Genomic DNA, 23,019 nt, shown 5'->3' with positions numbered 1-23,019 from the left:
TAAGTCTCAAGCTTTAGGCTATAAAGAATTCGTCTTGGATCCTGGTTCAAGAACTCCAGTAGATACCTTAGCGAATCTTACGCATATCCGCCGTTTAGCTATTAAGAAAAAGTTCAGACCCCTTGGTTTCCCTGTCATTGCTTTTACAACCAAGACAGAGCCAATGGAAGAAATTATGGAAGCCACTGTATATGTAGCTAAATATGCAAGTGCAGTTGTCTTAAAAACTAGTGCAAAAGCTCATGTTTTGCCATTAATGACTTTGAGACAGAACATTTACACAGATCCCCAAAAACCTATTCAAGTGGAGCCCAAACTACATTCCGTCGGGGCGGTTGATGAAAACTCACCATTCTATATTACAACTAACTTCTCCCTTACCTATTATAGTGTCGAAGGTGAAGTTGAAACCTCTAAAGTCCCTAGCTATATCTTACCTATTGATACTGATGGCACTTCCGTTCTTACGGCTTATGCTGCTGGGAAGTTTGAACCGGAAAAAATTGTCGAAGCAATGAATGCCTGTGGTATAGCAGATAAGGTGAAACATCGTAACATTATTATTCCAGGCTATGTCGCTGTAATTTCAGGAAAACTATCTGAACTGTCCGGTTGGAAAGCTATTGTTGGACCACGTGAATCTAGTGGTATTGTTTCTTTCTCGAAATCTCTTACCTAAGTATTTGATAGTAGGGTTTTAATGTAATTACGCTTTGTCGTAGGTGAGAACGATGTTTTCATAGTATTCATACCAGATGGGATTTCTTGGTGAAAGTAAGGAAGTGAAAGCGATGTCCCAATTTCAAATTAAACTCATGCCCGAGAACCGTGTTATCGAAGCTGATCATGGTACATCCCTGCTTAACGTAGCTGCAAAAGCCGGTATTATGATAAAATCTGGGTGCGGTGGAAAGGGAACTTGCGGAGCTTGTAAAGTGAACGTTCTGAGTGGGGACCCAATAATAAATGGTACGGGAAACTTAACACCAGAGCAACTTTCCAAAGGACTTCGGCTAGCCTGTAAGACCTTGGTGCAAGGGGATATGACCTTCGAAATACCTCCTGAGTCAAGGTTACAAGAACACCAAGTGTTATTGGGAGATGTCCCGAAAGGGCTCTTACAGGAAAGTGAACATGATTTACTCGAGAAGTTCGGGCGTCAACCCTTAGCACAGAAGCAGAGGATTTCACTTTCAGTACCCACTTTGACGGAAAACTCCAGTGATTGGTCTCGTCTTAGTATAGAACTCCGTCGCGTCTTAAAAACCGGAGATAAACCCATTCATATACCATTATCCGTTCTTAAGCATCTTCCTGACTCACTTCGCAAAGCTAATTGGGATGTATCTATCACCATGACAGATACTGAAGCTGGATTAACTATTACACACATTGAACAGGGCAACGATGTACCCCCTTATGGACTTGCTATTGATATAGGTACCACGACAGTTGTTGTTTACTTAATTAATCTTTTAACTGGAGAGATTGTTGATCAACAGGGTACTTACAATAAACAAGCAAAATATGGGGACGACGTAATCACTCGTATCGTATATGCAGTTGAAAGTGAGCAGAGCTTAATAGAGATCAGGGATGCTGTTCTAGAAACCATCAATGGCCTTCTGGATAAGATTCTTGCTCGCCAATCCTTAAGTAGTAAGGATATCGCTAGTGCGATGGTGGCTGGAAATACGACGATGACACAGTTGTTCTTAGGTGTTAATCCACGCTATATTCGATTGGAACCCTATATTCCAACTATGACAAATGTTCCCTCATACACTGCTCGGGAAATTGGGCTGCATATGTTGCCGGAGGCACTAGTGCACTGTTATCCTTCAGTAGCAAGCTATGTGGGAGGAGACATTGTTGCTGGAACCCTGGTAACGGATTTAGCTAATGGGGAAGACATTATTCTCTTTATTGATATTGGAACGAATGGGGAGATTGTACTCGGCAACCAGGATTGGCTTGTTGCTTGTGCTTGTTCAGCAGGTCCGAGCTTTGAAGGTGGCGGTATTACCTTCGGTATGCGAGCTATGCCAGGGGCAATTGAACGGATCATTATCGATCCCGAGACCTTAGATGTATCCCTTAAAGTGATCAATAACCAGACTCCTGTTGGAATATGCGGATCGGGGCTTGTGGATTGTATAGCCAAGTTACTCAGTGCAGGTATCATAGACCGTGCTGGGAATTTCCAGTTAGGGCATAAGTCAGACTCACAGCGATTAAGAGCAACCGCTGATGATAAAGAGTTTGTCCTGGCTTGGGCTCATCAAGCCGGTGGAGAAAAAGATGTGGTCATCACTGAAAATGATGTCAAGAATGTTATTCGGGCCAAAGGTGCTATCTATGCTGGAATTCGATCCTTACTAAATATGGTTGCAGTGGATATTGAAATGATTAGCCGGATTGTCATTGCGGGCGGTTTTGGTAATTACCTTAATATTCATGACGCTGTTCAGATTGGACTGCTCCCAGACCTTGAACCAGAACGGTTTGAGTTTGTTGGGAATGCATCTGTAAAAGGTGCTCGTCTAGCCTTACTTTCTCAGAATGCCTGGCGAGAAGCAGAAGAATTAGGACGGAAAATGACCTATGTCGAGCTTTCAGTTGGGGTAACCTATATGGACGAATATATGGCTGCCTTATTTTTACCCCATACGGATATGACCCTATTTCCATCTTTTCAATAAACGTTATTATGGAGGTCAATTATGTCAAAATATATAGCAGTTGCTGGCAAAGGTGGAGTAGGAAAAACCACATTCACCGCTTTATTACTAAGGCAAATGGTTCGTCATAAGAAAGGGACTTCTATACTCGCTGTTGATGCAGATCCCAATGCAAATCTTGGTGAAGCTTTGGGCTTAGAAGTTACATCCACTATATCGGAATTGCTTGAACAGAGTAAAGATCCTAAAGCAATCCCCGAGGGAATGCCAAAAAATGTTTTTATCGAATACAAACTCCAACAATCGTTAGTTGAGTCAAAAGATATCGATCTACTTGTCATGGGAGGACCTCAGGGAGCTGGGTGTTATTGCTATCCAAATGACATCTTGCGCAAACATCTTCAGGACATTGGAGAAAACTATGACTTCGTCGCAGTGGATTCTGAAGCGGGATTGGAACATATCAGTCGTCGTACAATCCCCCGGGTTGAAGTAATGTTTGTAATCAGTGATTCTTCCGCACGTGGAATTCGTTCAGCAGGAAGAGTCCACGATCTTATTCGAGGGCTAAAGTCTGCCGTCCAAACAGTTTATTTAATCGTAACTAAGAGTACCGAGGAAAGTATGGAATCCTTAAGAGAAGAAATCGAACGTACTGGTCTTACTGTTATAGGAGACATACCGTTAGATCCTTTAGTTGTGGAATATGACTTGGCAGGCAAACCATTATTTGATTTGCCAGATGATGCCGTCTCGGTCCAGGCAGTGGAAAGTATTCTGAACCGTGCCGGAATCTTTAACTAGAAAGGAGAGAAGTTCATGTCCGTAACGTTAGTGAAAGAAAAGTATTCCAGTAAGGTTGGAGAGGTAGTACTCGGAGCAACTGCTGAACAGGGAGGAACAAGAACCTCCACAATTACAGTTGGAGGAGACAGCGCCTTACCGTTTCTCCACTTTGAAGGGGAAACGAAGAATCGTCCAGTGATCGCTATGGAGGTCACTGACGTAGTACCCTCATGGCCTGACACCATCAAGAATCGAATTGGGGATGTAATCAATGATCCAGCCGCATGGGCTAAAAAATGCGTTGATGATTTTGGTGCAGACCTCATCTATCTCAAACTGGATGGTGCAGATCCAGAAGGAGAAAACCGTTCCCCTGAAGATTGTGCACGCATCGTTAAAGATGTCTTAGCAGCTGTTGGAGTACCCCTCATTGTAGAAGGGTGCGACGACGGTGAAAAGAATAATGAGATTATGGCAGTTATTGCTGAGGCTGCAGCAGGGGAAAACCTCTTAATAGGTATTGCTGAACAGGACAACTATAAGTCCATTACCGCTGCCGCAATGGTTCACAAGCATACTCTCATTGCTCGTTCACCACTTGATATTAATATCTGTAAACAGTTAAATATCTTGATCAATGAAATGGGACTACCCCTAAATAAAATTGTTATTGATCCTACAGTTGCTGGTCTTGGATTCGGAATTGAGTATGTTTATTCGATCATGGAGCGCGCTCGACTAGGAGCCTTAGCAAATGACAAAATGCTCTCTATGCCAATTATTTGTACAGTGGGACATGAGGCTAATCGTTGCAAGGAAGCTTATGCATCTGTAGAAGAGTTTCCTGGATGGGGGGATCTCGCAGATCGTAGTGTGCTATGGGAGGCAGTAACGGCTTCTGGCGTTCTTCAAGTTGGAGCCAGCATTCTTGTAATGCGTAACCCAGCTGCAGTAAGTATTGTCAAGAAAAACATTGCTGATATGATGGGCGATTAATCCTAAATAGAGCTTTATAGTATATCCGTAAAATTACCTTCATTTAGTAAATAATTTAATAAAATGGAAGGACGTGACCGAATGCTTATTTTTGGCGAACGGATTAACGGTATGTTTACTGATATTGGAGATGCACTCCGCAATAAAGACCCAAAAGCTATTCAATATTGGGCTGTAAAGCAACAAGAGGGAGGAGCCCACTACCTTGACGTAAATTCAGGCCCTGCAATTCCAACTCACGAAAGAGTCGAAGCTTATGAGTGGATGGTTAATGTTATCCAGGAAGTCTCAGAATTACCCCTCGTGTTAGACTCCACAAACTATGATGCAATCGAAGCAGGTCTAAAAGTTTGTAAGCGCCCAGCGATCATTAACTCTTGCCCTGCAGAACAAGTTAAGATTGAACGTGTTTTTCCAATGGCTATTCAATACAATGCTGGTATCATCGGTTTAACTATGGATAAAAAAGGGATTCCAAAAGATGCAGAGAATCGGGTTGCATTTGCTATGGAATTAGTTGCTGCTGCTGATGAGTATGGCGTACCCATGGAAGATCTATACATCGATCCACTAATTCTCCCTGTAAATGTCGCACAGGAGCATGCACCTGAAGTACTAGAGTCCTTAAGACAGGTGAAAATGTTGGCAAATCCAGCACCTCGAACGGTTCTAGGATTATCGAATGTTTCGCAGAAATCTCCGGATCGTAACTTGATCAACCGGACCTATATGGCCATGGCTGTTGCATGCGGACTTGATGCCGCCATCATGGATGCTAATGATGATGACCTAGTAGACGTAGCAGCTACCACACAGATTCTTCTAAATAGAAGCATCTATGCTGACTCCTATCTGAAGGTTTTCCGCGCACGCTAAAATTGACATCGCTATAAATTAAACAATATTGGGTTTGAAGATAAAGGTATGCTATTCAGACCCTATATAAACTATAAAAATAAGGATATACACCATTTACGGGTGATATCCTTATTTTATATAGTTAGGAAAATGTTAGAAATTATATCATACCTGCCTCTGGATAAGCATAGCTATCAACAGATATGTAATCTGGAGGTGGATTTTTTGGAGGCTTATTACCTTAATGATCCAAGAATTGAAGAGTGGGTAGAACAAATTATCGAAACAGTATTAACTTCTTGTTTATTAACAGGGACTGATTCAGATCAGGAATACCAAAAGGGATGCGAAATTGTCGAGAAACTGACAACACAATTACTGGGATTGTCTATGTTTCCATCACAATACCTAGCAGATGGACTTAGACAAATCCTAGATCAACAACTTCCTGACTCCCGTGTTATTAATAATTTTCCGACGTTTCAAGAGACAATGAATAAGATGCTGAACGAAGGTATGGTAAAAGTACTCAATAACAAAAAGGTGGATATTATAAGTTCCTTGGATCAGGATATTACAATGCCTGCCTTTGCCTCAATGGATCATAGAGACATTATTAAAAAGGACAATATTTGTAAGATCATTGAAGTAAATATAGTTCAATTAGTAGATGTAGTAAGCGAAGTAAATGAGCTGGAGCGAGAATCTATTAGTTCGGATATTGACAGTTCGATAGATAGTGTAGTTGTAATGAATAGTTTTGATAAAGTCAGTCCGGTTCCTCATAAAGCGGAACGACTGAAAGATGTACTAAATTATATATTTCCTGATGCACCTATTCTGTGGAATACAACCTTACAGGGTGAAAGATTTTTAGCTCAAGTAGAAGATCTTCTCATCTGTCGTTTTGACCCTGCTCATCCTTGCCAGACGGAAAAGTTTGAAAAAGATGGCTGGAGAGTTATGTTGTGCCACGAAGAAGACCTAACTTATCCCCGTAGATTAGAAAGGAAAATCAAACATATTATGCGCAGAAGAAAAAATCTGAACCTCAGTTAATAATATCACTTATTTTTTTGCTAGAAAGTAGGATTTACTGTTTCAATGTCGAATTAAGAAAATATGAAGGAGCAGAATCTTGAGACATTTGAGCTATTGAAATGAGGAATAACATTGACAGACCAGTTGGGAGAAATATTAAAAAACACCCTCAAAGCGATCGAATCAGGAAAAGAAGAAATATTTTTTATTGCAGAAACATCCCGGACTGAGACGCATCGACTGATTAATGAACTCTCTCAGCTTAAAACAGATATTACGGAAATTATTTCACAAGTTGATTATCAAGAAAAATTAGAACGACGTTTGCGCCACCGACTTATGGAAGTTAATCGAGCGCATCAAGAACATACTCACAAACAAATGATGGAGGCTTATACTGAGGCTAAAGATGCCCAAGTTAAACTTCAGCTATTGCAGCAAAAAGAAGTCCAATTGCGTAAGCGCCGAGATGATCTGGAACGATCTCTGGGTCAAATGCAGGTTACGATTGAACGGGCCCAAAATTTAATGACTCAAGTGGGCATGGCGATAAGTTTATTGCAAGGTGGAGTCGTTGAAGCTTTGCAAACTCAAAATCATGAACAACGACTAGAAATGGGTTTGCGTGTTATAAAAGCCCAAGAGGAAGAACGTCGTCGTGTAGCGAGAGAAATGCATGATGGTCCAGCGCAAACTTTAGCAAATATTGTTTTACGACTTGAGATAGCTGAAAAATTACTTGAATTAGATCCAAGCCGTGTTAAAGCGGAGCTTAACGATCTTAAAAATTTAGTTCGAGCGAATTTACAAGACATTCGTAGAATTATTTTCGATCTTCGACCAATGGCCTTGGATGACTTAGGAATTGTACCAGCAATCTCAAAATACTTAGATAATTTCCAAGAAACCTATGGTATTAAGTGTCAGCTGAGAATCGAAGGAAGAGAAAAGCGACTGCTGCCAGCTATGGAAGTTGCGCTCTTCAGATTAGTTCAAGAGGGAATGACTAATGTTGCCAAGCATGCACAATCTACCAGAGTAGACATTCATTTGATCTATCAAGAAGATTGGACCATCGCTAGAATAAGAGATTATGGTCGAGGATTTGAAGTGAAAACGGCTATGAATGCTCCTGGAGAACATTTCGGACTCGTTGGTATGCGAGAACGTGTCGAAATGTTTTCTGGACGTTTTTCCATCCAATCAATCATTGGAAAGGGGACATCAATCGATTTTTCAATTCCATCAAGCCAAGAGGGAGGAATGACAAATTGATAAGAATTGTAATCGCAGATGATCATCCTCTCATAAGAGAAGGACTACGTCGAATTTTAGAATTTGAAGATGGGATTGAAGTTATTGCCGAAGTTGGTGACGGTCAAGGCGCTATAAATATTGCGAGGTCTTTAGATTTTGATATCTTGTTAATGGATCTTAATATGCCTGGTGTTAATGGTTTAGAAGCCGGCCGGGTAATACGTCGTGAGTGTCCGAACATTGGCATTCTAGTGCTTACTGTCGATGATTCGGATGAGAAGGTTTTCCAGGTTCTTCAAATTGGTGTTGCAGGCTATTTGCTCAAAGATGTAGATTCAAAAACTTTAATTCATTCGATTCGCAAGGTTTATGCCGGTGACCCCATCTTATCTCCTTCCGTTACTGGAAAACTGCTGGATCAATTGAGCCAAACGAGCCCTTTGAAAGATACATGTGGTCTTAGTGATCGTGAAATGGAAATACTCCATTATGTTGTCAAGGGGTCTTCAAACCGTGAGATTGGGACCTCTTTATTTATTAGTGAAAAAACTGTAAAAAATCATTTATCTAGTATTTATCGTAAATTAGCTGTCGAAGACCGTACTCAAGCAGCTCTAAAAGCCGTCAAACTTAATTTTTTCCAGCTGGACTAATCAACGCTGTTTTATAACTCATTGCTAAAATCAGGATAAACAGGTAGAATAGGTAGAAGCTTATATTAGTTGGGGCGTAAATTCTAAATATAGTCCATATTCAAATTAAAGCGTCCGAAGTACTATTCTCCGGAATTATAATTCTAAAGAATAGGCAGTCGAGACGCTATTTTTGGAGGATTGAGTAGTCGATGAAAATTAGCTTTTTTGGCGCTGCACAGGTCGTAACAGGATCATCGTTTCTCGTCGAATCAGGAGAATCACGAGTATTAATTGACTGTGGAATGTTTCAGGGTTCTAAGGCGTTGAAAGAGTTAAATTACGGGGATTTTCCCTATAATCCAGCAAGTCTTGATGCCGTTATTTTGACCCATGCCCATACAGATCACTCTGGAATGTTACCTAAACTAATTAAGGCTGGTTTTAAGGGAACGATCTGGGCTACTCCTGAAACAATAAAATTATGTTCAATTATGCTCCCAGACAGTGGACATATACAGGAAATGGAAATTGAACGTAAAAACCGCAAGAGGAATCGAGCGGGACTTCCACCGCTAATCCCGATCTATACCGTCCAGGATGCAATCGACACGATTGGCTACTTTCAGGCGACACCTTATAAAAAACCGATTGATTTAACACCTACGTTGTCATTTCAATTTTTTGACGCTGGCCATATTCTTGGCTCAGCTCATGTAATGCTTCAAATTAATGAACCAAATTATAACAAATCGATTGTTTTTTCAGGGGATATTGGGAATATTAATCAACCATATATTGAAGATCCCAGCATTTTGAGTGTTGCGGATATTGTTGTAATGGAAACCACCTACGGAAATCGTCTTCATTCTGAATCTATCCAAGGGACTAGTGACCGCTATCAACAACTTGCTGAAACCATATGTACGACATACGAGGCAGGAGGAAATTTGGTAATCCCTGCATTTGCCATTGAACGAACTCAAGATTTGCTTTTTTATCTCCGAAAATTACAGGATGAAAAGCGCATACCTGTTTTACCTATTTATATTGATAGTCCTCTAGCGATTGCAGCCACGAAAATATTTCAAGAAAACACGGATAATTTTGACGCGGTTACTCAAGAATTGATTAGAACGGGGAATAATCCTCTAAAAATGCCCAATGTACATTTCAGTCAAACAGCTCAAGATTCCATGGCACTCAATAAAATTGAAGGCGGAGCAATTATTATTGCTGCTAGTGGCATGGCGGATGCGGGTCGAATCAAACATCATCTAAAACATAATCTTTGGCGTGAGAATGCTACAATACTGTTTGTAGGGTATCAAGCACAAGGGACTCTAGGACGGATGCTTTCGGATGGTGCCGAGACTGTAACCATACACGGTGAAAAAGTTGCAGTTCATGCAAGGATTAGCCATATGGATGGTTTTTCTGCTCATGCTGATCAAGGGGAATTAATTCGATGGTTATCTCTTTTAGGAAAAAAAGCTGAGCAAATAATTCTTGTACATGGTGAAATAGAGTCTCAATCTGCTTTTTCAGAGAAAGTTTTTGAGGCATTCGGAAAAACATCCATAATACCTCAACTAGGAGAAACCATAGAGTTCCAAGATGAAACCGTCCTGAGGCTCGCACCGGAAAAAGCTTGGTTAACGATATCTCCTAAGGTCGAAGTCAGCAATGAACCTATCGTTGACAAACTAGTGGACAATATACCCCTTCGTCCTGTTCCTGCCCCTAGTAAAAGTTCAAAGACTCGATCTAAGGGTAATCGTTCACAAGTTAATAGAGCCTACATCCGTTTACGACATCGCCTAAAACAAGTTATTGATGAAGGGAATAGAACTCGTAATTTTGATCGAGTAGTAACCATTCTAGATAGTTTAACACGATGGATTGAAGAACAAGAACGAAAAAAACGTCACTAAGACAGAATTATAACCATGCAAATTCCAGTGATTGACGTTTGATACCGGCAAGGAAGCGGAGGGTTTCTTCACGGCGTTTTATAGCTAAACGTTTTCCTGCTTTAGTTGCTACTTTGTCTGGAAGAGCCTCCGCAAAAAGACGTGCGCGATCGATTGCATCTTCAGGGGTTTGTATTAATTCATTATGCCCTACTAAACTAAATAGACGCATTAAGCCGATGTTTCCTAAATTATCAAGAATATCCGATTCGCGTAAATACACCGCTTCATCACTACGTCCTGGTTCGGAGTAATACATGTGGTTTTCAATAGCATCTAACACTATGGGTAATTTATCTGATGAGAACTTCATTTGTTGGAGCAAATTTGAGGCTACTCCCTTTGAGCGCAATGCATGATCAATGTTTTTGAGAGCATAGACTGGGTATTTACCCGTGTCATGCAGCATAGCTGCGGTATAAAGAATTTCGTCATCTAAGGACAAATGACTAGAGAGTTCTTTAGATAGATGGTATACTCTGTAGCAATGATTAACTCCCCAAGCAGAAGGGGCGCCCGATTTTTCTACGATTTGAATGAGATCTTCCCTAAATTCCATATTATTTGCCTCCTTAGTTTGTATAGTACTATATACGCCAAAAGCCTCCCAGAATCCTTCCATAATATGGCATTAAGGGGCAAGGCTTTTATGAGTATATTTGTATAATGTCGTCATTTTTTCCTTACTGAAAGAATTTTTAAAAGGATTATGTATAAATTATAAGAATATTTTAGATTTATTTTTTATGGGGACATGGGGAGATGAAATGTTATAATGAATAAAGTTAGTGTTTATGGGAGCTTTACACAGGCTCTCTTCTTTTCCGGTGTCGTATCAATTCCTAAATATCTATTGACACATTATAAGAAAATCGGAATTAATGATCACGAAATGATGGTGCTAATCCAGATACTATGTGAATCCGAAACAAATCCATATCCTTCCATTGCAACTTTGGCTAGTCGGATGACTATTTCGGCTACAGAAATTGAAGAGGATCTTGGCAGCCTAGTGGAACGAAAGCTCCTTACGATCGAACGATATTGGAATCCTATAGAGAATAAGTGGGGAAATAGTTATAGCTTCGTCGGGTTAATCGAAGAACTTGCTGAACTTTGGGCCATCGAACGTTCACAGCAATTGGAAGAAGAACGAGTACTGAAGCAAAGCCAAGTCTCACCAAATAGTCCTAGTGAAAAAACCAACCCTGCCATGGAGAACTTAGTTCAGACCTTTGAGCAAGAACTAGGTCGTTTGCTCACTCGTCTGGAATGTGAAAACTTAGATCGATGGTTGTCCTCTCATTATTCAGAAGAGCTAATTATTGAGGCTTTAAGAAGAGGAGTTAGTGCAGGTATTCGAAATTTCCGTTATTTAGATTCAATCCTAAGAGAATGGGAAAAGAAGGGTTTGCGTACACGAGCTGAAATAGAAGCAGAAGATGCATTTTTTCAATCTCGTCAGGAAAAAAAGACGGCTAAACCCAAAAATAAAGCTTCAAAAACTACGACTAGTAAATATGAAAATTTTTATTTATAATTATCTCAACATGAGCTATTCAATTGGATACGTCTACGAGGAGGATATCCAAAACCTATGAAACATATAAATGATATCTTAAAAACTAATGCCCTATCTTCTAAGACAGCTTATATAAACCTAAGTTCAACGGATGATCACTCAAGTCCTAATGGAATGGTTAAATGCCTGATCTGTGAGGATCGAGGAATTGTATTAGACGGGGATTCAGCCTATCCCTGTAACTGTATGCAAACGAAAAAACTTGAAAATCAGTTTCGACATGCCAGGATTTCTCGAGAATTAACAAACTGTCAATTTGATAAGTTTAGGCTTGATTATTATTCGTCTGAAATAACCGACCAAACCCATCGAGAAGGTGCTATAAAGGCCTTAAAAGCAGCTAAGAGCTTTGTGGAAAATTGTTTAAACAGCTCTCACGGACTTGGTCTTCTGTTTACCGGACCCGTTGGCTCAGGAAAAACTTACCTTGCCGCAGCTATTGCCAATGAACTGATGAAACTTGAGAAAAAAGTTCTTTTTTTAGTGGTACCTGATCTCTTAGACGAACTGCGAGCAACCTACAAATCAGATGTTAACGAACTTGATTTGCTGGATACAGCTAGAAGCATTCCGATATTAGTTCTCGATGATTTAGGCGCTCATAATTATACAGATTGGACTAGGAATAGACTTTATTCAATTATTAATTATCGTCTAAATGAGCAGCTTCCTACGATAATTACGTCTAATCTCTCTCTCGATGAAATGGAGGAATATATTGGTGTTCGAACAACTTCACGTATAATCCAGTCTTCAAGAATTTTTCGCTTAACCGTGCAGAAAGATATCCGCCTTCAAATATATCAAGAGCGGGAAGGGAAAAACTAAAAAATTTTTTTCTAAACCTATGCATGTCCTAACAAGGACGTGCATAGGTTTTTTTAAAGAGTGAATTAAAAAATAGGAGGTGTACAACAATGGCTAAAATCATAACAATAAACCGTAAATACATTGCCTTAGTCGCCAGTATTTTCGTGCTTTGTTTGTTCGGATTTGCCGGATTTTCTCTCTGGGAAACTAAAGGTGCTAGCGTAAGTAATAATAGTACTCCGGAAATCAAGATGCTTGGTGTTACAGTAGAACCGGCTTCAATTGTAAAAGATCTTACCTATGGTAGTGTTGCCTTAAAAGGAGTTCAGGTGATTTCTACGAAAACCTTTGATCTTATTGTGACAGTACAAAACATGACGGCTAAAACAATGACGAATGTTCCTGTAGAGTTGCAAGTCACTCTCATTGGAGATGACACTAAGAAAGTAACATCCCCTGGGAGTCTGCAAACCTTAGAACCAGGGGCAACTGCTCGTGTAGCATTCCGCCAGATCAAAGCATTAGGAGACGCATTGGGTAAAAGCGCTACTGATGGACAGCATTTAATTACCTTGAGAATTAATGCCAATCCCGAAGGGGGAGTAGAACAGGCTACAGAAGCAAGTTTTCGCTTCAATGTCGATTCTACGGTTAAAGTCCCTGCAGCAGTCAAGCAACAATAACCTATTGTTTTAGGAATTTATAATAAGTGTCCGATCCAGGGCACTTATTTTTTTTTCATGGAATTAGGGTTATAATAACTCTAAGTGAGGTGGAATATATGAAACTATACGTCGATTTACATACTCATACTGTTGCAAGCGGCCATGCCTATAGCACTCTTTCTGAAAACGCTCTGGCAGCCTCGCACAAAGGTATCAGATTATTGGGCATGACTGATCACGGACCATCAATGCCGGGTGCGCCACACCTTTATCACTTTGGTAACTTGGGAATTATCCCTAAAGAGTTGTATGGAGTTAAAATTCTACCCGGAGTAGAAGCGAATATAACCAGCCATGAGGGAGAATTAGATATTCCTATACGATACCTAGCGATGATGAAGCTTGTACTGGTTGGACTTCATGTTATAAGTTACCCTGGCGGAACCTCTGAACAAAATACAAAAGCCTATATTAAAGCTATGAAGAATCCCTTTACAGATATGATGGTACATCCGGGACGGCCGGAATTTGAACTAGACCTTGAACGTATTGCTCATATGTCAGCACAACTAAATATCCCAGTCGAAATTAATAACAGTTCCTTGTCAAGCGAAAAGAGGGGTGCCTGGGGAAACTGCCGACGCTTTGCTCGGTACATGGCTCAATATAATGGGCCAATTATTTTAGGAAGCGATGCCCATTTTACGGACCGTGTCGGAGAATTTAGCCATGCCCTCGCATTAGTAGAAGAGGCTGGAATTAAGGAGGAGCAAGTTCTGAATACCTCCCCAGAACGAGTACTGGATTATTTAACCTCCCGACGTAAAAACCGCCCAACAAATACTTAGGCTTGTTAAGAGAACAATCTTCTCGGGAAACTAACAGGTACACGAAGCTGCTCCTTCCCATATATTGTATTGAGGGAGGGGTGGAAATGTCCGGGAATCAGCCTGGTATCAATTGCGGAGAATCTATGGTGTTGGGAGTTGAGCTTTTTGCTCCCATCAGTTCAGTAGCAGGTAGTTCCGCATTAATTTTTACTCAACCACTCCTAACCGGAAATGTATTTCAATCCTCCGCAGTGGTTATAGGGGCTCAAATTATACTATTAATTGCACACCATTTTTTTGGTGTCAGAAGCGTCCCTGCTCTTGACTTGAAGAATAATCAAACTGTACAGTTACCTCTTTCTGAGCTTCAAGACTTCTTGAGATGGATGAACAACGGAGCGAATTCTTCTAACTTAAGTAGTATTCCTAATGGTAGTAATGGACTTGTTAATGCGGTTAGTGAGGCACCCACTGGACTATTAGAAGATAGAGGCTTTCGGACTCCTCAACTACCTGAAACCCCCATTGTAATAGCAATATATATAATTGGAAACTTTTCGAATAAGCCCTATACACCTATTGTCGAGATTATTTTCCCCATATTCACCTTTCCTGGACTTCGAGGAGCACTTCCGCTCCTAATTGTGGGTCTGTTAGCTACGATTTTTGTCAGGTCCGTTGTCCCGCCTGAAACAACGGGATCAAGGCCATTGACAAAACCGGACACCTCGACCAATAATACTCCTCTTACTTTTACCCCGAACGATCTTCTGCAATTGCTAACTAAATTTGGAAAACACTTTAGCTCATAATTTTCTTTCTAGCAGAATCATAGAATGATTAGAAATTGCATTAAATCCTCAGGAAAATAAGATAACCCTCTGAGGGAAGGTGAAAACGCCTTCCCTCAGAGGGTTAGTTGATTATATATTTGTTAGACTAAATTATTTATAGTACAATGTGATTTGTGGGTAAACTATAGGTAAGAAATATTAAGTTAATTTGATTGTAGAGTAAAGGACGTGTAACAGTGTTATTTAAACAAGGACAGATAGATCGTGAACGGATAACCGGAGCTATAATAATTATTAGTCTAGTCGTAATACTAATGTCAATGCTTGGAGTACGTTTGTTAAAGGTTCATGTAACAAATATCGAATTAATCGATCGTCACTTATATTCGATTATCACAGATAATGGGCCAGTAAACATTGGACAGGAAGATATTCTAAGAATTGAAAGAACCTATACGAAAGCAGCTATTACTGGTTCACCAGTAGAATTAGATAAGATATATACGACAAAGGGTTTTATCTATATTTCTTCAATAGATCCATTTTATGAAATGGGTAGTCAGTTAATTAATTCTGTTGATCTTGAAAGGAAACCAGTTTGGATCCATAACAGTACTGGATCCAATAGTTCCTTAGAAAATCGACAAAAGGCAAACTTAGAACTTGTGCAGCCTTTTAGTTATTCGATTGGCACTTCAGCTAAACTAGTTCCATTAACGTTTTCCATATTATCGTTACAATCTCTATCTCTAGCCATCGGTGGACTCGCTTTGATTATTCTAATATTCCCATTGAGATTAGATACACCTTTACGTGGTCAGTCCCTTATTATTCAAGAACAAGAGTTTAGTACTGAAGAAGATCAACTCGACGTCGTTGCAAAGTAAGGAAGGAGTGGCATTAATGAAAGTATCTGTCAAGCATATAAGGGGAATGCATTTTCAAGGTGAGGGTAGTGCAAAAGTTTTAACAAATATGGATACTAGTGTAACGGCTGGAGGAACAGGGCATGGAACTAATCCAATGGAACTGTTACTAATGACTATAGCGGGATGTAGCGGAATGGATATTGTTACAATTCTTGACAAAATGCAAGTCAAGTTTCAACGTTTCGAAACAACTGTAGAAGGAGAAAGAGCTAATGACCATCCGCGAGTATTTAGAGATATTGAAGTAGTGTATAAATTTTGGGGTGAAGCACTGCCTAAAGATAAACTAGAGCGCGCAGTTCAACTTTCTATGGAAAAATATTGTAGTGTTGCTAACATGATTGATAAAGCAGCAGATTTAACATATCGAATTGAGATTATGTAGAAGTATTACAGGAAAAAGAGTCGTCTTGTAGAACCGTCTTTTTAAGTCGGTTCTTTTTAATAAAAAATATCACCAGACTGTTTACAGACAATCCTTGATAGAATATACATGTTTTGTTATACTAAGAACGTCGAAAAATTAAACCTATACATTGGAGTCGTGGTCGCATCACTCGCGCAAACTGCGACTTATTTTTTTGTAGTGTCAGAAAGTATTTTTAGGGTCCGCTTTCACTCATGTCATCCTGAGCGCAGCGAAGGATCTAGATCCTTCAGTCGTACCTCATTCAGGATGACATAGCCCTTGAGTTGCTTTCATAGCAAAGACATGCATATTAAAAAGACGCGTGGCGTTTTTCTTATATTGTGTACTTTTTATCATTCACAAAGGAGAGAATGCTCAATGAGGAAATTGAGAAAAAAGAATAGAATTAAGATTAAAAGAATTTTGGGATTTCTTATGTATAATATCATTTTTGCAGGTATACTAGTTCCATTTATATTGTTTTGGGGCCCCTTTGAGTCATTAAAGACTGTTGCTGTTGGTGCAGTAGCCACATCACGGCATCCGCAAGTTGTAGAGGCGTTTCTTTCTCAAGAAGAAATTAGTCGTATTATGAATTCTAATAATGCAAGTGGGTTTGACGGCTTAGATTTAGGCCGTAAAGAAGTCATTACAGATAAGACTTCCGGAATAACAATCGAAGATATCCAAGGACGAAGCTTTAAAGGTAAAGTAGTGTTAATTAAAGATCCGAAACGCGTAAAATTAGCCGTTACTAAGGAAATAGGAGTTACAGGGGAACGGGTTAGTGATCTAGTCAAAGGTATGGGTGCAATTGCCGGGATTAACGCCGGCGGGTTCTACGATCCTAATGGTAAAGGAAACGGAGCTTTTCCCGACGGTTTAACAGTTAAAGATGGGGAAATAGTCCACAACAATGTAGGGGATAAAGCTGTAAATATTGTCGGATTTAATGACCAAGGGAAACTCATTCTTGGTAAAATGAATGCGAAGCAATTAGTAGAAAAAAACATCCGCGAAGCGGTTACCTTCGAACCCAATTTAATCGTTGATGGTAAACCTATGATTACTGGAGATGGCGGATGGGGAATTGCCCCACGGACAGGTATTGGCCAAAAGGCAGATGGAACCGTTATTTTTGTAGTTATTGACGGACGTCAACCCACTTGGAGTATCGGAGCAACCTTGCGCGATCTCATGAATGTTTTTGCTGATTATGACGCAGTTAATGCTATAAATCTGGATGGCGGTTCTTCATCAGAACTCGTCTATGATGGTAAAGTCATGAATAAGCTGTGGAATATTTTTGGTGAACGCTATATCCCAACGGCTTTTGTTGTTACCCCTTAGAATGAAATCACTCAGATACACTCGTGTCTACATGGACCCCACTTAGGATGTGGTGTTTAGAACTGGAGGAGAAGTAACGCATGAGGAAGACATTGCGTATTATATTAGTTTGGACATTAATCTCACTTTTGCTGCAATTGGGAGCCTACTCCCTTTTAGACAAACAGGTAGCCAAAGTGTTAGGGCCAGTTACTGAATCCAAGAGGCCCATTACAGAGGAACTTGAAGCAACTATACCAGGTTCTAACCTCGAGAATATTCAAATCTCCTATGCTAAGGATTACTTAGCTTATTCAGAAAATGGCACACTTAAAGTATTCAACCTTAAAAAAGAAAAAATTGTTTTTGTAAAGAATCCCCCTGGAAATGATCAATCCAAGGGTGTTATCTCCTATCAATGGCTGCCTGATCGAGATACCTTAGTCTACTTTTATGCCAAGAAAAATCCCAATCCGGTAACTTATATTACTGTACCCGTTGAATCATCTCAGTCACAGTCTATTTCTTCAACAGATCCAGAAACAGAAGATCCCAACCAAAAACCGGATAACCAAGATCAAAAAGTTGAACAGAAGGCAGTTCCTAAGACTAAAACTGTAGCCCGGTATGGTAATCCACAAATTACAGAACTGTATACCCTTGAACTCCCCAATAGTGATGAGAACATTCCCCCAGATGATCGTTTTAATCAAACTATTCACGAATTCCCAGCAGATGGTCAAGTTAAATCATTAGTTGTTTCAACCACCACCAATCTTATTTACCTCGCCATTAAAAACGGATCGACAGATGTACTCATGGAAATTGACGTTATGAAGAATGTTCGTACGCTGAATCGAACTGGGGAAACGATTAATGGTATGGCTGCCTCTGATCGCTATGGAACTCTTTTTATAAATAGTAAATTAAATGGCAACAAACAAGTCATATCTTTAGGTGTCGGAAATCGTCAAGTTATTTCGAAGAATACGAATGATAAGGTTTTAGGAGTCAGAGATGGCAAAGTGTATATAGGTGAAGTTAAAAACAACCAACTAATTAAGATCAAAACGACACAGGATCATTCAGAAATGAAGAATAACCCCTCTTTGCAAACAGAGTGGGAAGGTTCAATACCTTTTGAAGATGTGAGGACTCTCATTGGTTTTAACGGTCAGGTAGTAATCTATAGTCAAACAACTGCTTATCTCATCACTAATGGCCAACTTGAAGAGCTCGAACTCCTGGGAGACGAAAACTATATCTCTGATGATGGTTCTGAGCTTATTCGACTGAATAGATCTGGAACATCAACTCACGTAGAATTATTACCCCTTCAGGCAAAAGGCAATTAATTAGAAATAAAAAAGAACGTCGTAGGCGTTCTTTTTTATGCTCTCAAGACCCCCATGCCGCTTAACGGCACCACTGATGAAGGAAAGGGCAAGTTCTTAGGATTGAGGGGGCAGTTCACGAATTGCCCCTACTGTCGTGCCGGGAAGATGTATTTGATTGTAAGTGCATTTTACTCTAAGGGCGTTTCACTAGGGTTAGTTTGCAATCCTTTCAGTTGGGTTTCTAGATCATCGAGCAACGTACGAATTTGATTCATCTGATCTATAATGGATGTGATAATTTGAGGATCTTGCTCCGAGGCAAGTTTAGCTTGGGGAGCAGGCTCAGGAAGTGGGATACCTTGACCAGGGGTTGTCGGTTGGGGTGCTCCTTCGCCAAAGAGTTGAGTTAGGGCTAATCCTAAAGTTTCAGTCATGACTAAACGATCTTGATAAGCAAGGATAACCCTTTTCATCTCTGGAATACTACCACCTTTATCCGATTGTAAATAGATAGGTTCAACATAAAGAAAGTTTCCGCCTATTGGAAGGGCAAGGAGATTCCCGCGGATAACTCGTGAACCTTTCTGATCCCATAAGGAAAGCTGTTCGGAGATTTTCGGGTCTTGATCTATCCGGGACTCGATTTGCAATGGCCCGTCAATTTCAATATTCTTAGGCAATTTGAAAAGTATTAGCTCACCATAATGCTCTCCATCCATTCGTGCTGCCATCCAAGCAATCATATTGTTTCGTGTATTAGTAGCACTAGATGCTGGTGTAAAGGGAAGCATTAGTACGAACTCAGGTGTATCTTCACCCGGAAGCTTCATAATGGTGTAATAGGGATCTACATTTTGAGGTTTTGTATCAAAGAGTTCTTTAGCAATATCCCAAGAATCTTCTTTGTTATAAAAAACTGAGGAATTTGTCATATGGAAGTTCTTAAGCATATTACTTTGAATACTGAAAAGTGTTTCTGGATATCGGAGATGGCCCTTTAGACTGGGGGGTATGCTATTGGCATCCTTAAAAACACCCGGAAATATTTTCATGTACGTTTTTAAAATTGGATCGTTGGGATCAACTACATAAAAGTCAACGGTTCCGTCATAAGCATCAATAATTACTTTTACTGAGTTCCGAATGTAGTTAAATTCCTGATTAGGATCCAAATGTGAATAGGGAAGGGCATCTGAAGTTGTATAGGCGTCAATAATCCACTTTATTCGGCCAGCATTAATAACCATATAAGGATCAATATCATAGGTTAGAAATGGTGCTAGCTTTTGAACACGTTCATTGATATTTCGATACACAAGCATTTTGCTAGCAGGGGTCACTTCATCTGCAAGATAAAAACGAGGGGTACCATGATGCAGAGAAAGCATTAGCTTGTTAAGTGGAGTTAAGGGGATTCCAGTTTTACCGCGGTAAGAATTTTCAGCATTTGAGTTTCCTAGTGGATAATCAAATTCTTTAACTGTTGTATTGGCAACAACCCAGTCGTTTGTTAGTTCACCGTAATAGATCCTTGGCTCTGTCAGCCTGAACTCTGAAAACTCACTCTGGGGAGGAACGTCTTTTATCGCAAAGGAAGGTAGTCCCTCCGAGGTGACGGCGTTAGCAAATGAAGCTGATGCCCCGAAACCGTGGGTATACTTAAAGCGCATATTAACAAAGGTTTTTGCTTTAGAATCCAAATCCGGAGTTGAAATTTCTCGAGGGGCCATCATAACTTGCCGAACTTCACCGTTAATCACATACCGGTCCGTATCAATATCGTTGAATTTATAGTAAAGTCGGATGCCCTGCTTCTGGTTATAAGTCTGTAACATAGGACGAGCATCGTTAAGCCTAATATTATCAAGTGTTCCTTGATCCATTTTTAAAGCTTCTGTTGTAAGAGGTGTATTTCCTGGATAATCTACTTCTCTAATATTATCTAAACTATAGCCAAAGCGAGTAAGCTGTATCTCGTGTCGAATATACTGTTGCTCTTTGCTAAGTTCATTGGGGATAACTAGGAATGATTGAATAAGCCCGGGTATAATGCTAGAGACTAAGATACCGATAACAATGTTCCCAATAACAGGAAGGGTCAATAAACGTGAATCTCGATAAATAAGTGAAATAAAAGCTAAAATAGATCCTAGTACACTGATAACGATTAATAGCTTCAGTGCGGGGAGTGTAGCATTTAAGTCTGTGTAGCCGGCACCAACGACGTGTCCGTGAGTAGAATACAGCAATTGAAAAATGTCTAAGTAATAACCATAGGCTTTTAATGCAAAGAGGATTCCGATTAGGAAGGCTAAGTGCTTCCGACAACTGATGCTCATTGAAACGGAACCATCTTGCCAAAGCTTCCTCGAATGAAAGCGAATAACACCGGTAACAATGTAGAAGATTATGGTAAACAAGGTGAGTAAAAACAGGGGACCAAAGAAAGAATCAAATAGGGTATTTAAGAAAGGAAGTTGGAAGAAGTAAAACGCTAAGTTCTTACCAAAAATCGGATCCACTTGATTAAACTGAGTGGCATTAGCAAAGGCTAAAATATCTAACCAGCCTGTGAACCCAGCCACAAAACTAATGCCGAAGCTGACAACGGCCGAAATAATTAGTAACCATATCGTTACTCTACGTTGACTGAGTTTTAGGACAGGGCGGTTCATATCTTGTACTAGCCGTAAACGGAGTCGTAACCGTTCGTTAACATAGGTCACAATAGCATGACGAATAGATAATAAGGTACCAGCGATAAAGAGAAAGAGGATGGTTCCATTGACTGCTTGAAAAAGCACTTTACTTAGTAAGGGAGTCCAGAATAATTGAGAATACCCCAGATCACTGAACCATAACCAATCCTCATATAGACCACTTGAGGCGGTAAAAAATGTAACTAATACAATAAAGCCAATCAGTAATTTGACAAAACGATGCAAGAATTATTCCTCCTTCTACAGAACCAATAATATTATATTCTTCCCAACAAATGAAAATCCCTCCATTAATTTAGTTGTTTTCTTTTTTACTTCTGGATAAACTATGGTATACTATCAAAGTACACAATACCCTTAAGGGGTATAAATAATGGGTAAGAGGGGTTGAAAGTCATGTATGACGTTCTTATTATCGGTGCTGGTCCTGCAGGTCTAACAGCTGGAATATATGCTGCAAGGGGTGGTCTCAAAACTGCTATTGTTGAATTGGCAATGCCCGGTGGCCAGGCGGCTTCAACGGAGAACATTGAAAACTATCCTGGATTCCCCAATGGTATCAATGGATACGAACTAATGGACTTGTTTTATAAGCAAGCCATGACCTTCGGGGTTGAGTTTATTTTTGGGGAGGTTCAAAAGTTTGAACTTAATAATGACATTAAAAAAATCCACACGGACAGTCAAGTCCTAGAAGCACGTTCTATCATAATCACCGCCGGATCTAAACCTCGGTTATTGGGAGTCCCAGGTGAAGATAAATTTCGAGGTAGTGGAGTATCCTATTGTGCAACCTGCGATGGTGCCTTTTTTAAAGGTAAAAAAGTTGTCGTTGTCGGTGGGGGGGATGCTGCTATCGAGGAAGGAGCATACCTAACTAAATTTGCAGAAGAAGTAACAATAGTCCATCGAAGAACGGGTTTTCGTGCTTCTCAGATCGCTTTGAATCGAGCTAAGGAAAATCCAAAAATCCGTTTCGAACTGAATGCGGTTGTCGAGGAAATTTTAGGTTCTAATCATGTTGAAGGAGTTCGAATCCTTGAAGTACTTAGTGGAGTAAGCAGAGAAATCCCTGCGGATGGGGTGTTTATATACGTAGGAACTGATCCTAATGCCCAATTCCTGCATGGAGAGCTTGAGACGGATGACCGTGGATATATTATAACCAATCACCTTTTAGAAACGAATATCAAAGGTGTATATGCTGCCGGAGATATTCGCAACACTCCCTTGCGTCAAGTAGCGACCGCTGTAGGAGATGGTGCCTTAGCCGCGGTAGAAGTGGAAAAATATCTATCGGAAAATGACAAGTAAAGCCCATAAATTATTATTCGATTCTACGAGTTTCTACAGATTATCCTAATAATCGAATAATACCTTGAAAATTTGT

Annotated in this window: 21 protein-coding genes; 19 read left to right on the top strand and 2 right to left on the bottom strand. The window is 40.0% G+C overall.

Translation table 11 applies throughout. The features are described 5' to 3' along the window. From acsC to HGJ98_RS02675, 9 genes are all read left to right on the top strand, one after another. The coding region (acsC, locus tag HGJ98_RS02715) for an acetyl-CoA decarbonylase/synthase complex subunit gamma (RefSeq protein ID WP_291349481.1) at positions 1-679 on the top strand (679 nt) is incomplete at its 5' end. A gap of 112 nt (positions 680-791) precedes the next feature. After that, the gene (locus tag HGJ98_RS02710) at positions 792-2,702 is read left to right on the top strand and encodes an ASKHA domain-containing protein (RefSeq protein WP_291349479.1); all 1,911 of its coding nucleotides are present in this window, start codon (positions 792-794) and stop codon (positions 2,700-2,702) included. Positions 2,703-2,723: 21 nt separating this feature from the next. Beyond that, the gene (locus HGJ98_RS02705; protein ID WP_291349478.1) at positions 2,724-3,485 is read left to right on the top strand and encodes an AAA family ATPase; all 762 of its coding nucleotides are present in this window, start codon (positions 2,724-2,726) and stop codon (positions 3,483-3,485) included. Between the two features lie 15 nt (positions 3,486-3,500). Continuing rightward, complete coding sequence (locus HGJ98_RS02700) at positions 3,501-4,463, top strand: acetyl-CoA decarbonylase/synthase complex subunit delta (RefSeq protein ID WP_291349477.1); 963 nt, start codon at positions 3,501-3,503, stop codon at positions 4,461-4,463. Positions 4,464-4,544: 81 nt separating this feature from the next. Beyond that, positions 4,545-5,339: a methyltetrahydrofolate cobalamin methyltransferase gene (locus HGJ98_RS02695; protein WP_291349475.1), complete on the top strand. Its 795-nt coding sequence runs from the start codon at positions 4,545-4,547 to the stop codon at positions 5,337-5,339. Between the two features lie 132 nt (positions 5,340-5,471). Next, complete coding sequence (locus HGJ98_RS02690) at positions 5,472-6,380, top strand: hypothetical protein (RefSeq protein ID WP_291349474.1); 909 nt, start codon at positions 5,472-5,474, stop codon at positions 6,378-6,380. A 114-nt stretch (positions 6,381-6,494) separates the two neighbouring features. Further along, the gene (locus tag HGJ98_RS02685; RefSeq protein ID WP_291349471.1) at positions 6,495-7,637 is read left to right on the top strand and encodes a sensor histidine kinase; all 1,143 of its coding nucleotides are present in this window, start codon (positions 6,495-6,497) and stop codon (positions 7,635-7,637) included. Further along, positions 7,634-8,272 carry a response regulator transcription factor gene (locus HGJ98_RS02680; protein WP_291349469.1) on the top strand — a complete coding sequence of 213 codons (639 nt, stop codon included), beginning with the start codon at positions 7,634-7,636 and terminating at the stop codon, positions 8,270-8,272. The genes HGJ98_RS02685 and HGJ98_RS02680 overlap by 4 nt, the downstream gene beginning before the upstream one ends. A 191-nt stretch (positions 8,273-8,463) precedes the next feature. Further along, entirely contained in the window at positions 8,464-10,185 is a 1,722-nt protein-coding gene (locus HGJ98_RS02675) for an MBL fold metallo-hydrolase (RefSeq protein WP_291349467.1), read from the top strand. A gap of 7 nt (positions 10,186-10,192) precedes the next feature. On the opposite strand, the gene HGJ98_RS02670 is transcribed toward HGJ98_RS02675, so the two are convergent. Further along, entirely contained in the window at positions 10,193-10,783 is a 591-nt protein-coding gene (locus tag HGJ98_RS02670; protein ID WP_291349465.1) for an HD domain-containing protein, read from the bottom strand. A gap of 216 nt (positions 10,784-10,999) precedes the next feature. On the opposite strand from HGJ98_RS02670, the gene HGJ98_RS02665 reads away from it, so the two are divergent. The 9 genes from HGJ98_RS02665 to HGJ98_RS02625 all read left to right on the top strand — a co-directional run bounded on the left by HGJ98_RS02665 (position 11,000) and on the right by HGJ98_RS02625 (position 18,927). Continuing rightward, positions 11,000-11,764 (top strand): DnaD domain protein, encoded by a 765-nt coding sequence (locus HGJ98_RS02665; RefSeq protein WP_291349463.1) that lies wholly within the window; start codon positions 11,000-11,002, stop codon positions 11,762-11,764. 57 nt (positions 11,765-11,821) lie between these two features. Beyond that, complete coding sequence (locus HGJ98_RS02660) at positions 11,822-12,634, top strand: ATP-binding protein (RefSeq protein ID WP_291349461.1); 813 nt, start codon at positions 11,822-11,824, stop codon at positions 12,632-12,634. 89 nt (positions 12,635-12,723) lie between these two features. Beyond that, the gene (locus HGJ98_RS02655) at positions 12,724-13,299 is read left to right on the top strand and encodes a hypothetical protein (RefSeq protein WP_291349459.1); all 576 of its coding nucleotides are present in this window, start codon (positions 12,724-12,726) and stop codon (positions 13,297-13,299) included. Positions 13,300-13,397: 98 nt separating this feature from the next. Next, positions 13,398-14,129 carry a phosphatase gene (locus HGJ98_RS02650; RefSeq protein WP_291349458.1) on the top strand — a complete coding sequence of 244 codons (732 nt, stop codon included), beginning with the start codon at positions 13,398-13,400 and terminating at the stop codon, positions 14,127-14,129. Positions 14,130-14,215: 86 nt separating this feature from the next. Next, positions 14,216-14,923 (top strand): hypothetical protein, encoded by a 708-nt coding sequence (locus tag HGJ98_RS02645; protein ID WP_291349456.1) that lies wholly within the window; start codon positions 14,216-14,218, stop codon positions 14,921-14,923. Positions 14,924-15,141: 218 nt separating this feature from the next. Continuing rightward, complete coding sequence (locus tag HGJ98_RS02640) at positions 15,142-15,792, top strand: hypothetical protein (RefSeq protein WP_291349454.1); 651 nt, start codon at positions 15,142-15,144, stop codon at positions 15,790-15,792. 16 nt (positions 15,793-15,808) lie between these two features. Continuing rightward, a complete protein-coding gene (locus HGJ98_RS02635; RefSeq protein WP_291349452.1) occupies positions 15,809-16,219 on the top strand; it encodes an OsmC family protein in 411 nt (136 codons plus the stop codon). Between the two features lie 411 nt (positions 16,220-16,630). Further along, on the top strand, positions 16,631-17,593 hold the full coding sequence (locus HGJ98_RS02630; RefSeq protein ID WP_291349489.1) for a phosphodiester glycosidase family protein: 963 nt from the start codon (positions 16,631-16,633) through the stop codon (positions 17,591-17,593). 80 nt (positions 17,594-17,673) lie between these two features. After that, complete coding sequence (locus HGJ98_RS02625; protein WP_291349450.1) at positions 17,674-18,927, top strand: hypothetical protein; 1,254 nt, start codon at positions 17,674-17,676, stop codon at positions 18,925-18,927. A 170-nt stretch (positions 18,928-19,097) separates the two neighbouring features. On the opposite strand, the gene HGJ98_RS02620 is transcribed toward HGJ98_RS02625, so the two are convergent. Beyond that, positions 19,098-21,854 (bottom strand): UPF0182 family protein, encoded by a 2,757-nt coding sequence (locus HGJ98_RS02620; RefSeq protein ID WP_291349448.1) that lies wholly within the window; start codon positions 21,852-21,854, stop codon positions 19,098-19,100. A gap of 171 nt (positions 21,855-22,025) precedes the next feature. On the opposite strand from HGJ98_RS02620, the gene trxB reads away from it, so the two are divergent. Next, positions 22,026-22,943 (top strand): thioredoxin-disulfide reductase, encoded by a 918-nt coding sequence (trxB, locus tag HGJ98_RS02615; RefSeq protein WP_291349446.1) that lies wholly within the window; start codon positions 22,026-22,028, stop codon positions 22,941-22,943. Positions 22,944-23,019 lie beyond the last annotated feature (76 nt).

Origin of the sequence: Desulfosporosinus sp. (assembly GCF_014237355.1) — a bacterium.
Lineage (GTDB): Bacteria > Bacillota > Desulfitobacteriia > Desulfitobacteriales > Desulfitobacteriaceae > Desulfosporosinus.
The sequence above is the reverse complement of the archived record's forward strand: the minus strand, read 5'-3'. Positions and strand labels throughout refer to the sequence as shown.

Excerpts from the sequence above, each read along its gene's own strand:
- HGJ98_RS02710 (WP_291349479.1), top strand. The coding sequence starts at position 792 with ATGTCCCAATTTCAAATTAAACTCATGCCCGAGAACCGTGTTATCGAA.
- HGJ98_RS02705 (WP_291349478.1), top strand. The coding sequence starts at position 2,724 with ATGTCAAAATATATAGCAGTTGCTGGCAAAGGTGGAGTAGGAAAAACC.
- HGJ98_RS02700 (WP_291349477.1), top strand. The coding sequence starts at position 3,501 with ATGTCCGTAACGTTAGTGAAAGAAAAGTATTCCAGTAAGGTTGGAGAG.
- HGJ98_RS02695 (WP_291349475.1), top strand. The coding sequence starts at position 4,545 with ATGCTTATTTTTGGCGAACGGATTAACGGTATGTTTACTGATATTGGA.
- HGJ98_RS02690 (WP_291349474.1), top strand. The coding sequence starts at position 5,472 with ATGTTAGAAATTATATCATACCTGCCTCTGGATAAGCATAGCTATCAA.
- HGJ98_RS02675 (WP_291349467.1), top strand. The coding sequence starts at position 8,464 with ATGAAAATTAGCTTTTTTGGCGCTGCACAGGTCGTAACAGGATCATCG.
- HGJ98_RS02670 (WP_291349465.1), bottom strand. The coding sequence starts at position 10,783 with ATGGAATTTAGGGAAGATCTCATTCAAATCGTAGAAAAATCGGGCGCC.
- HGJ98_RS02665 (WP_291349463.1), top strand. The coding sequence starts at position 11,000 with ATGAATAAAGTTAGTGTTTATGGGAGCTTTACACAGGCTCTCTTCTTT.
- HGJ98_RS02660 (WP_291349461.1), top strand. The coding sequence starts at position 11,822 with ATGAAACATATAAATGATATCTTAAAAACTAATGCCCTATCTTCTAAG.
- HGJ98_RS02655 (WP_291349459.1), top strand. The coding sequence starts at position 12,724 with ATGGCTAAAATCATAACAATAAACCGTAAATACATTGCCTTAGTCGCC.
- HGJ98_RS02650 (WP_291349458.1), top strand. The coding sequence starts at position 13,398 with ATGAAACTATACGTCGATTTACATACTCATACTGTTGCAAGCGGCCAT.
- HGJ98_RS02645 (WP_291349456.1), top strand. The coding sequence starts at position 14,216 with ATGTCCGGGAATCAGCCTGGTATCAATTGCGGAGAATCTATGGTGTTG.
- HGJ98_RS02635 (WP_291349452.1), top strand. The coding sequence starts at position 15,809 with ATGAAAGTATCTGTCAAGCATATAAGGGGAATGCATTTTCAAGGTGAG.
- HGJ98_RS02625 (WP_291349450.1), top strand. The coding sequence starts at position 17,674 with ATGAGGAAGACATTGCGTATTATATTAGTTTGGACATTAATCTCACTT.
- trxB (WP_291349446.1), top strand. The coding sequence starts at position 22,026 with ATGTATGACGTTCTTATTATCGGTGCTGGTCCTGCAGGTCTAACAGCT.